10 protein-coding genes are annotated in these 10,110 nt (G+C 63.1%); 8 read left to right on the forward strand and 2 right to left on the reverse strand.

Features of this window, described 5'->3' with window-relative positions:
* Window positions 1-107: 107 nt before the first annotated feature.
* Entirely contained in the window at window positions 108-836 is a 729-nt protein-coding gene (locus N3J91_01210; protein MCX8155064.1) for a C4-type zinc ribbon domain-containing protein, read from the reverse strand.
* Window positions 837-975: 139 nt separating this feature from the next.
* Between N3J91_01210 and lhgO the strand changes: the two genes are divergently transcribed.
* The 8 genes from lhgO (at window position 976) to N3J91_01250 (ending at window position 9,367) form a co-directional block, all read left to right on the forward strand.
* On the forward strand, window positions 976-2,187 hold the full coding sequence (lhgO, locus tag N3J91_01215; GenBank protein MCX8155065.1) for an L-2-hydroxyglutarate oxidase: 1,212 nt from the start codon (window positions 976-978) through the stop codon (window positions 2,185-2,187).
* Window positions 2,188-2,423: 236 nt separating this feature from the next.
* Window positions 2,424-2,894: an Hsp20/alpha crystallin family protein gene (locus tag N3J91_01220; protein MCX8155066.1), complete on the forward strand. Its 471-nt coding sequence runs from the start codon at window positions 2,424-2,426 to the stop codon at window positions 2,892-2,894.
* Window positions 2,895-2,938: 44 nt separating this feature from the next.
* Complete coding sequence (locus N3J91_01225) at window positions 2,939-3,328, forward strand: Hsp20/alpha crystallin family protein (protein ID MCX8155067.1); 390 nt, start codon at window positions 2,939-2,941, stop codon at window positions 3,326-3,328.
* Window positions 3,329-3,432: 104 nt separating this feature from the next.
* On the forward strand, window positions 3,433-4,722 hold the full coding sequence (locus tag N3J91_01230; protein ID MCX8155068.1) for an MFS transporter: 1,290 nt from the start codon (window positions 3,433-3,435) through the stop codon (window positions 4,720-4,722).
* A 44-nt stretch (window positions 4,723-4,766) separates the two neighbouring features.
* Entirely contained in the window at window positions 4,767-6,962 is a 2,196-nt protein-coding gene (glgP, locus tag N3J91_01235; GenBank protein MCX8155069.1) for an alpha-glucan family phosphorylase, read from the forward strand.
* On the forward strand, window positions 6,946-8,124 hold the full coding sequence (gene rlmN, locus N3J91_01240) for a 23S rRNA (adenine(2503)-C(2))-methyltransferase RlmN (protein MCX8155070.1): 1,179 nt from the start codon (window positions 6,946-6,948) through the stop codon (window positions 8,122-8,124). Before glgP ends, rlmN begins: the two co-directional genes overlap by 17 nt.
* 77 nt (window positions 8,125-8,201) lie before the next feature.
* Window positions 8,202-9,149, forward strand: coding sequence for a DUF3352 domain-containing protein (locus N3J91_01245; protein ID MCX8155071.1), 948 nt, complete (start codon window positions 8,202-8,204; stop codon window positions 9,147-9,149).
* A gap of 2 nt (window positions 9,150-9,151) precedes the next feature.
* Window positions 9,152-9,367 carry a DUF2892 domain-containing protein gene (locus N3J91_01250; GenBank protein ID MCX8155072.1) on the forward strand — a complete coding sequence of 72 codons (216 nt, stop codon included), beginning with the start codon at window positions 9,152-9,154 and terminating at the stop codon, window positions 9,365-9,367.
* Window positions 9,368-9,383: 16 nt separating this feature from the next.
* On the opposite strand, the gene N3J91_01255 is transcribed toward N3J91_01250, so the two are convergent.
* A partial coding sequence (locus tag N3J91_01255) for an ATP-dependent DNA helicase (protein MCX8155073.1) occupies window positions 9,384-10,110 on the reverse strand: 727 nt, incomplete at its 5' end.

The following is a 10,110-nucleotide window of genomic DNA, read 5'->3' on the forward strand; positions in this document are numbered from 1 at the left end:
GGTGGGGGCAGGGGGGGGAGGGGCGGATTTTTCTTTGCAGGCGGCGGGGGCGAGGAGGGCGAGGGCGAGGGCGAGGGCGGGGAGGATTTGTTTCATGGCCGGGGGGATTAGTCGGTGACGGAGACGTCCATTTCGGGGGAGTAGTAGAGGATGCGTCCGCAGTTGAGGCAGGTGACGATTTCCTGGGCGGCGCGGCAATCCACGACGGTTTGGCGGCTGACGCGCATGTGGCAGCCGCCGCAGACGCCGTGGTCTATGCCGACGATGACGTTGTCGCCGCGGGCTTTGAGGAGGCGTTCGTAGCGGTAGAGGGCGGCGCTGTCCACGCCGGCGGCGAGGGCGGCGCGTTCGGCGGTGACGGCTTCAAAGTCTTTTTTGAGGTTGGCTTCGCGCTGGTTGAGCTGGGCGACGATTTCATCGGCCAGTTTTTTGGCCTCGGCGGCGGCGCGGTTGGCGGCCTCGACCTGTTTTTGGGCGGCCTCGATTTTTTCCATGAGGTCGAGGATCTGGTTTTCGAGGTCGAATTTGAGTTTTTTGTTCAGCTCGATTTCATGGCCGAGGGCCTTGAACTCCTCGTTTTTGCGGGTTTGGAATTGCTGGGTTTGGTAGCGTTGGATGAGTTCGTTTTTGGCTTCGACTTCGAGCTCGAGGCGTTTGCGTTCGCTTTCGAGGGATTTGACCTGCAATTTGGCCTGGTCGAGAGCTTTGAGGGCCTGTTCGGCTTTGGCCTGGGCATCGCGGCGTTCGACGGGGATGCGTTCCAGCTCCAGGCGCAACCGGTTGAGGCGGCGGTCGCGGTCCTGGAGGACCAGTAGTTTTTCAATCACTTCCAACATGCAATGCGGGCGGCATGGTACTGGGTGGGCGGGGGTTCGTCAACGCGGGGATGGGGGGAATTCCGTTGGCGGCGGTGGGGCGGGGCTGGCGGGATGGAAACTTGACCGTGGGGGTCAATCCCCGCCACCATGACGGGGCATGAAACAGGCATGGGCAGATCGGCGGGTGTTGATTGTGGGTGGGGGCATTGTGGGGCTGGCCACGGCGTGGCAGATGTTGCGGCGGTGGCCGGGGGTGAGGGTGTGGGTGCTGGAGAAGGAGGCGGCGGTGGGGCAGCATCAGACGGGCCACAACAGCGGGGTGTTGCATGCCGGTTTGTATTACAAGCCCGGTTCGGCGAAGGCGCGGCTGGCGGTGAGCGGGATCCGGCAGATGGTGGCTTTCTGCCGGGAGCAGGGGATTGCGCATGAAATCTGCGGGAAACTGGTGGTGGCGGCGGATGAGACGGAGCTTGGCCGGCTGCAGGCGTTGCATGAGCGGGGCCAGCAAAACGGGCTGCAGGGCTTGAAGATGCTGGGGGTGGAGGAGATGCGGGAGATTGAGCCGCATGTGGGGGGAGTGGCGGCGCTGCGGGTGCCGGAGGAGGGGATTGTGGATTATGGGGGGGTGTGCCGGGCGTTGGTGAAGGAGCTGCAGGCGAGGGGAGGGCAGGTGGTCACGGGGGCGCGGGTGTATCGTTTGCAGACGACGGCCACCGGCTGGGTGGCGCACACCACGGCGGGGGAGTATGAGGGGGATTATTTGTTGAATTGCGCGGGTTTGCACTGTGACCGGGTGAGCGAGCTGGCGGGGGAGCAACGGAGCGTGCGCATTGTGCCGTTCCGGGGTGAGTATTATAAGATTCGTCCGGAGCGGCAGCATTTGGTGCGGCATTTGATTTATCCGGTGCCGGATCCGCAGTTTCCTTTTTTGGGGGTGCATTTTACGCGGCTGATTCATGGGGGCATTGAGGCGGGGCCGAATGCGGTGCTGGCCTGGGCGCGGGAGGGGTATCGGAAGACGGATATTAATGTGGCGGATTTGTGGGATGCGCTGAGTTTTCCGGGGTTGTGGCGGTTTTTGCGGAGGCATCAGCGGATGTGCTGGCAGGAATGGGTGCGGTCGTTCAGCAAACGGCGTTTTTGCGCTTCACTGCAGCGGTTGGTGCCGGAAATTCGGCCGGAGGATTTGGCGCCGGGGGGCGCCGGGGTGCGCGCCCAGGCGATGAGTGTGGAGGGGGATTTGGTGAGTGATTTTCATCTGATTCAGCGGGCGCGGGCGTTGCATGTGTTGAACGCGCCCAGCCCGGCGGCGACGGCGTCGCTGGCGATTGGGGAGGAGATTTGCCGGCGGATGGAGGAAGCAGAATAAGCTGAGTGGTGAAAGCGGATATTGGGGTTGTAAAGGGCTGGCAAATGCGCCAATTAGACACACAAAAATGAACAAAACAAGCGCCATAAATACACACAACAAGCGAGTATATTGGGTTATTAAAATGTGTAAGTAACTTTTAATGAATTACTTATGTAATTAATAGAGCCTGGCATTGGCTTAGCTAAGGAGGGTGATGGCAAAAGAAGACAAACAACAGAGGAAAGGACAGGCTTATGACACTGATGCGATGGCAACGACCGGAGATCAACCCGTGGCTGGGATTTGAGCCACTGGGGCGTTTGCAGGAAGAAATCAACCGATTGTTCGACACGACGCTGCCGGAGTGGGGAGTTTTTCCGCGCCTGATGGGGGCGTGGGGGCCGGCGCTGGATTTGTATGAGGACAAGGATCATCTGGTGGCGAAGGTCGAGCTGCCGGGGATGAAGAAGGAAGATATCGAGGTGTCCCTGCATGAGGGGACCCTGACGGTGGCCGGTGAGCGGAAGGCGGATGAGCAGTTCAAGGAGGCTGAGGCTCATCGGTTGGAGCGTTTTTATGGGCGGTTTCAGCGTTCGGTGGCGCTGCCTGTGCCGGTGAACGCGGAGGGGGTGAAGGCCAACTACGCGGACGGGGTGTTGACGGTGATTTTGCCGAAGGCGGAGGAGGCCAAGCCGAAGCAGATTGCGGTGAGCGTGGGGAATTGAGCGGGGCGGAGGAACAAGCTAAACGAGTGGAAAGGAGCGGTCCTATGAGCAGCCATGCGATTGAGAAGAAGGAAGCGGGTGCTCCGGCGGCGGTGACGCGGGAGCAGGAGTTGTGGATGGCGCCGAATGTGGACATATACGAGACGAAGGAGGCGTACACGATTCTGGCGGAGATGCCGGGGGTGAACAAGGGTGGGCTGGAGGTGACGGTGGAGGATAATGAGCTGGTGATCACGGGGCGGCGTGATTTGACGCCGTTCAAGGGGGAGACGCTGCATCGGGAGACGCGGCCGGCGCATTATCGGCGGGTGTTTGAGCTGGATCCGGCGATTGACACCAACCGGATATCCGCCCGGATGGAGCAGGGGGTGTTGACGCTGGTGCTGCCGAAGGCGGAGAAGGCCAAGCCGCGGCGAGTGGTGGTGGAGGGTTGAGGGAAGGACAAACGGGGTTGAGGGAGGGCACGGAGACGGGGGGAGTTTCCGTGCCCTCATTTTGCTTGTGAGGGCGGCCCCGGCCGTCGAGAATGCGGCGGGGTATGGGACCGGGTGCGAAGGCATGGGCAGCGCAGGATCGTCCGCGGCGGTCGCTGCGGTGGGCGATGTTGATGCAGTATGCCACGTGCGGGGCGGTGATCCCGTTTGTGAGCATGTGGCTGGTGGATCGGGGGTTGAGCTATCATCAGATCAGCCACATCATCATGACGTCGGCGGGGGTGCTGCTGGTGGCGCCGTTTTTTTGGGGGATGGTGGCGGACCGGTATGTGCCGCTGGACCGGGTGTTGCTGCTGGTGAATGTGCTGGGAGCGGTGGCGCTGGCGGTGCTGGCGCAGCAGCATGAGTTTGGGGGGCTGCTGGCGGGATATGTGGCCTATACGGCGTTTATCTTTCCGACGTTTCATTTGATCAACGCGCTGGGGTTTCATCACCTGGCGCGGCCGGAGAGCAGTTTCAGCGGATTGCGGGCGTGGGGTTCGGTGGGGTGGATCCTTCCCTTTGTGCCGATTTCGGTGTGGACGGCGAGCCGGCCGGAGGCGGGGTTGAATTTTATTTTGTATTTGGGGATGGCGCTGGGGCTGGGGATGGCGCTGCTGGCGTGTTATTTGCCGCACACGCCCTGCGGGGGGCGGAGGCGGCTGGTGGGGGCGGGGCGGCAACCGGCGTATGTGCAGGCGGTGCGGCAACTGCTGGGGAATCCGAATTATCTGGTGGTGTTGCTGAGCATGTTTTTGCTGTCGGGGTCGTTTTCGCTGGTGACATTTTACAGTCCGCCGTTTTTGGAGCAGTTGGGGATGCCGCGTCCGTGGATTGGGCCGGCGCAGGCGATTGGGGTGGTGTTTGAGGTGTGGTTGTTTCAGCATCAGCCGGAGTTGATCCGGCGGTTGAATCTGGTGCGGACGGTGGTGTTGGGGTGTCTGGCGCTGGTGGTGCGGAATTTGTTGTTCAGCGTGTTGAGTGATTTGTGGCTGCTGGCGTTGAGTTATCTGTTGGCGGGGGCGTTTGTGGTGCTGTACCACATCGGGGCGAGCATGCTGGTGAACCGGCTGGCGACGGATGCGGTGCGGGCGTCGGCGCAGACGATGATGGGGATATGCAGCATGGGGCTGGGGCCGATGTTTGCGAACTGGATGGCGGGGCGGCTGGCGGCGATGTCGGGCAACAATTTGCGGCCGGTGTTTTTGTTTGCGACGTTTCTGGCGATGCTGGCGACGCTGTTGATTGTGGGGGCGCACCGTTCGTTGCGGCGGGTGTTGCAGGCGGAGGGGGCGGGGTTGGCGGAGGGGGTTGGGCCAAATAATGTGCTGGCCGGAGGGCAGGGGGTGAAGTAACATGATGGGGCGATTGGTAATGGTGAGCAGCAACCTAGACGACTATGGCTAAACCTCCATTGACGGCGAGTGAATTGACGGAGTTGACGGTGGGGCTGAACCGGCTGGCCCGCAACCTGTGGTGGACGTGGAATCAAGAGGCGCAGGAGATATTTTCGGAGCTGTCGCCGCGCGGGTGGCAGAACTTGTATCACAACGCGGTGGCGGTGCTGCATGAGATTTCGGATTATGAGCTGAAGGTGCGGCTGCAGGATCACGATTTTGCGGAGCGGGTGCGGCGGGTGCTGGCGCATTTTCAGGCCTATTTGAATGAGAAGAACACCTGGGCGGCACAGCATGCGCCGGAGTTCAGCGCGCATCCGGTGGCGTATTTCTGCGCGGAGTTTGGTTTTCATGAGACGCTGCCGATAGCGGCGGGGGGTTTGGGGGTGCTGGCGGGGGATCATGCGAAGGCGGCGAGTGATTTGGGTCTGGGATTTGTGGGGGTGTCGCTGTTTTATCGGGAGGGGTATTTTCAGCAGGCGATCAACCAGGACAACTGGCAGACGGAGTACTACGCGAATTTGAATCCGCGGAATCTGCCGATGGAGCCGGTGTTGAACGCGCGTGGGGAGCCGCTGACGGGGATGGTGCGGATCGCGATGAGCGAGGTGTTGTTCCAGGCGTGGCGGGTGAATGTGGGGCGGTGCGTGGTGTATTTGCTGGACACGAATCTGCCGGAGAACGAGCCGCATTTTCGGGATTTGACGCTGCGGGTGTACGGGGGGGACAGCACGACGCGGATCATGCAGGAGATCTTGCTGGGGGTGGGGGGGGTGCGGTTGCTGCGGGCGCTGGGGATCCAGCCGTCGGTGTTTCACATGAACGAGGGGCATGCGGCGTTTTTGACGCTGGAGCTGATCCGGGAGAAGATGGCGGCGGGGGCGTTGTTTGCGGATGCGCTGGCGGCGACGCGGCAGGAGTGCATTTTCACGACGCACACGCCGGTGGAGGCGGGGCATGATCGGTTCAGTCCGGATTTGATGAGCTACGTGGGGCAGCAATTTTTGCACAATCTGCATTTGACGCTGCCGGAGCTGATGGCGCTGGGGCGGGTGCATCCGGAGGATCCGAAGGAGCCGTTTTGCATGACGGTGCTGGCGTTGAAGTGCTCGCGGGCGGCCAACGGGGTGAGCGAGCTGCACGGGCAGGTGAGCCGGCGGATGTGGCATTGTTTGTATCCGGACCGGCCGGTGGAGGAGGTGCCGATTGGGCACATCACCAACGGGATTCATTTGCTGGGGTGGATGAAGGGGCCGGTGCGGCGGTTTTGGCGGCGGAAATTGACGAGCGTGGTGGAGGCGGGGCCGACGGGGGGCGAGACCACGAGTTTCTGGGTGCAGAAGCCGCCGGCGAACTGGGAGGAGCAGATCAATGATCCGGCGTTCTGGCAGAAGATGCTGGATCCCCATTTTATTTCGGACGAGGAAATCTGGGCGTTGCGGTACCGGCTGCGGCGGGAGCTGATTGAATTTGCGCGGCGGCGGTTGTTGATCCAGGGGCAGCGTTTTACGCAGCGGGATTTTATTGAGTACGATCAACTGCTGAATCCGGATGCGCTGACGATAGGCTTTGCGCGGCGATTTGCGACGTACAAGCGGGCGCCGTTGATTTTCCAGCAGTTCGACAACATCGTCAAGCTGTGCAAGGACAAGTCGCGGCCAATCCAGTTTATTTTTGCGGGCAAGGCGCATCCGCGGGATGACGAGGGGAAGCGGTTTATTCAGCACATCATCCATTTGAGCAAGTTCAGCGATTTGAAGGGGCATCTGGTGTTCATTGAGAATTATGATGTGCATGTGGCGCGGCAGATGGTGTCGGGGTGTGATGTGTGGTTGAACAATCCGCGGCGGCCGCTGGAGGCCTCGGGGACGAGCGGGCAGAAGGCGGGGTGCCACGGGTGCCTGAATCTGAGCATCATGGATGGGTGGTGGCGGGAGGGGTATGACGGGACGAATGGATTTGCCATAGGGGATGATTCGCATCCGGACAATGTGGAGGAGCAGGATCGGCGGGACGCGGAGAATTTGTACAAGGTGCTGACGACGCAGGTGATTCCGTGTTTTTACAACCGGGATTCGGCGGGGCTGCCGCGCAAGTGGATTCAGATGATCCGGCGGGCCATGGCGACGCTGGTGCCCAAGTACACGACGTGGCGGATGGTGCAGGAGTACGTTGAAAAGTATTACCAAATCCACTGAGGCGGAGCGGGCGGCGGGCGCGGCTGAAGCCCCCGCGTTGCAGGCGCTGAGTCGCGAAGAATTGCTGGCGGTGGTGCAGGAGGCCGGCGAGCCGGCGTACCGGGCGGATCAGATATTGGAGTGGTTGTATCGCCGGCGGGTGGAGGGGTGGGAGGCGATGACGAATCTGCCGAAGCGCCTGCGGGCGCGGCTGGGGGAGATGCTGCCGGTGCGTCCGCTGCGGCTGGTGCGGGTGCAGGGGAGCGCGGATGCGACGCGGAAGTTTTTGTGGCGGCTGGGGGATGGGGCGCTGGTGGAGAGCGTGCTGATACCGGCCAATCCGGCGTTGTACGGGGATCGGAGCGATCGGCGGACGTTGTGTGTGTCCACGCAGGTGGGCTGCGCGTATGGGTGCAAATTTTGCGCCAGCGGGCTGCTGGGGTGGAAGCGGAATTTGACGCCGGATGAGATTGTGGAGCAGGTGCTGGCGGTGGAGCGGTGGCAGGCGCGGGAGGCGGGGCGGGGGGAAGGGGGGACGGAGGGGGCGTTGGAGCGGGCGGTGGACAATCTGGTGATCATGGGGATGGGGGAGCCGCTGGCCAACTACGCCCATTTGATGAAGGCGTTGACGATTTTGAATGCGCCGTGGGGGGGCGGGATTGGGGCGCGGAAGATCACGGTGTCCACCAGCGGATTGGCGCCGCAAATCCGGCAGTTGGCGGAGCAGCCGTTGCAGGTGCAGTTGGCGATCAGCCTGCATGGGGCCACGGATGAAGTGCGGGGCCGGCTGATGCCGGTGAATCGGAAGTATCCGCTGAGCGAGCTGGTGGCGGCCTGCGAATATTACGTGGAGCGGAAGGGGCGCATGATCACGCTGGAGTATATTTTGATTGAGGGGGTGAATGATGCGTTGAGCGAGGCGGCGCGGCTGGCGGCCCTGGCGCGGCGGTTGCATGCGAAGGTCAATCTCATTCCCTACAATCGAGTGGAGGGGCTGGCGTGGAAGCGTCCGGCGGAGAGCCAGTGCGAGGCGTTTTTGGCGGTGCTGCAGCAGCGGCGGGTGACGGCGACGCTGCGACGGGAGAAGGGGCACGACATTGATGCGGCGTGCGGGCAGTTGCGGTTGCGGGTGGAGCAGGAGATGGGGGGCGGGGGGCGGGGGAGCGGTTTGGAAAAAAGCTGAAACCTGGTGGCGCGGGGAGGGGTCATGGAAGATGAATGGCCTTCGGGAAGAGGGCGGAAGAGAGAACACCAGAGCCTATGAAAAAACTTTTGCAGTTGCTTGTGTGCGGCGGCCTGCTGGCGGCCGCGGTGGTGCGGGCGGCGGAGACGGCGGCGGCGCCGCTGGTGCCGGCGGATGCGTTGTGGCACATCCAGGCGGACTTTGAGCGGCTGAAGGAGACGCAGTTGGGGCAGAAGATACTCACCGAGCTGGAGCAGACGCCGCTGGTGCGGGTGTTTGAGGGGCTGAAGGTGGCGTTGAACTTTGATCCGCGGCAGGATCTGGCGCAGGCGGCGGTGTTTGGGTGGGAGCCGGGGGAGGACAAGGTGGTGATAGTGGCGAAGGGGAAGTTTGACGCGGCCCGCCTGCAGGAGCTGGTGACGGCGAATCCGGAGTATGCGGCGGAGAAGCACGGGGAGCATTTGATTCATGGCTGGCGGGATGCGCGGCGGGCGGGGCGGGGGGTGCCGAATGCGCGGACTTTTGGCGCGGTGCATGGGCAGGACACGGTGGTGGTGGCGCCGCAGGCGGCGCTGGTGCGGTCGGCTTTGGAGGTGTTGAACAAGCCGGCGCTCAGCCGGCAGGGCCGCAAGGCGGCGGAGCCGGCGGCGGGGGGGCCGATATTGGCGGCCAGCGCCGGGAAAATCACCCTGCCGAATTTGCCGCCGCCGGTGCAGGCGGTGTTGCAGGACGTCAAGGGCTTGGAGGCGGAATTGAATGAGAACCCGGGGGGGAAGGTGCGGCTGACGTTGCGGGTGACGGCGGCGCAGGAGGACACGGCCAAGGCGTATCGGGACATATTGCAGGGGGTGCGGGGGGTGTTGACGGTGTTGAAGGAGCGGCCGGTGTTGAATCAATTGGCGGCGGGCTGGGAGACGGGGCAGCAGGGGGCGCAGGCGTCGGTGACGGTGGAGATGCCAGCGGAGGAGGTCATACCGCTGGTGCGGCGGGCCATTCAGCAGCAACGGCGGGGGATTGAGCGGTGAGCATGAGAGGCTCCTTTTTCGCGCCGAATATTGGCAAGACGGGCCGCTGGTTGCGGGGGATCAGCGGTTTGTTGTGCGGGGGCGGGGGGGTGTATGTGGCGTTGGCGCGGGGGAGGGGCTGGGGCTGGCTGTTGGTGGCGGCGGGAGCGTTTATGATCTACGAGGCACTGCGGGGGTGGTGCGTGGCGCGGGCGTGCGGGCTGAAGACGCGGTGGTGAAGGCGCGGGGGTCGGGCTAGACAATTTGGCGGGGGCAATCGGGGAGGGATTGGAGGAAGGCGGCGCCGTAATTTTTGCTGAGGATGCGGTTGTCGAGGATGACGACGACGCCGGTATCCTGTTTGGTGCGGATGAGACGGCCGACGCCCTGGCGAAATTTGAGGATGGCCTCGGGGAGGCTGAATTCGTAGAAGCTGTCGCCGCCGCGGGCTTCAATGGCTTCGAGGCGGGCTTCGATGAGGGGGTGGTCGGGGACGGCAAAAGGCAGGCGGGTGATGATGACGTTGGAGAGGGACTCGCCGGGGACGTCCACGCCCTGCCAGAAGCTGTCGGTGCCGAAGAGGACGGAATCGCGATCGGCCTTGAATTTTTCCAGCATGAGGGAGCGGGGGGTGCCGGTGCCCTGGATGAAGCACTCGATGCCCAGGTCGTTGAAGAAGGGCTGCATGGCCTGGCCGATGTCCTGCATGAGCTTGTAGCTGGTGAAGAGGACGAAGGCCTTGCCGTGGGTCATGCGGATGAAGTGCTCGATCCAGTGTTGGAGGGCGGCGCGGTAGCCGTCGTCGGTGGGATCGGGCATTTGCTGGACGAGGAAGACGCGCATTTGGCGGGCGTAATCGAAGGGGGAGCCCACCTGCAGGGCGCGGGCGGAGAGGGCGCCTACGCGGCGGAGGAAATAATCCATGCCGGCGGGAAGGGTGCGGCGGCGGGCGGGGGGGAGGCGGCCGGGGGCGGGGGAGGCG

Source organism: Verrucomicrobiia bacterium (genome assembly GCA_026414565.1).
Lineage (GTDB): Bacteria > Verrucomicrobiota > Verrucomicrobiia > Limisphaerales > Fontisphaeraceae > Fontisphaera.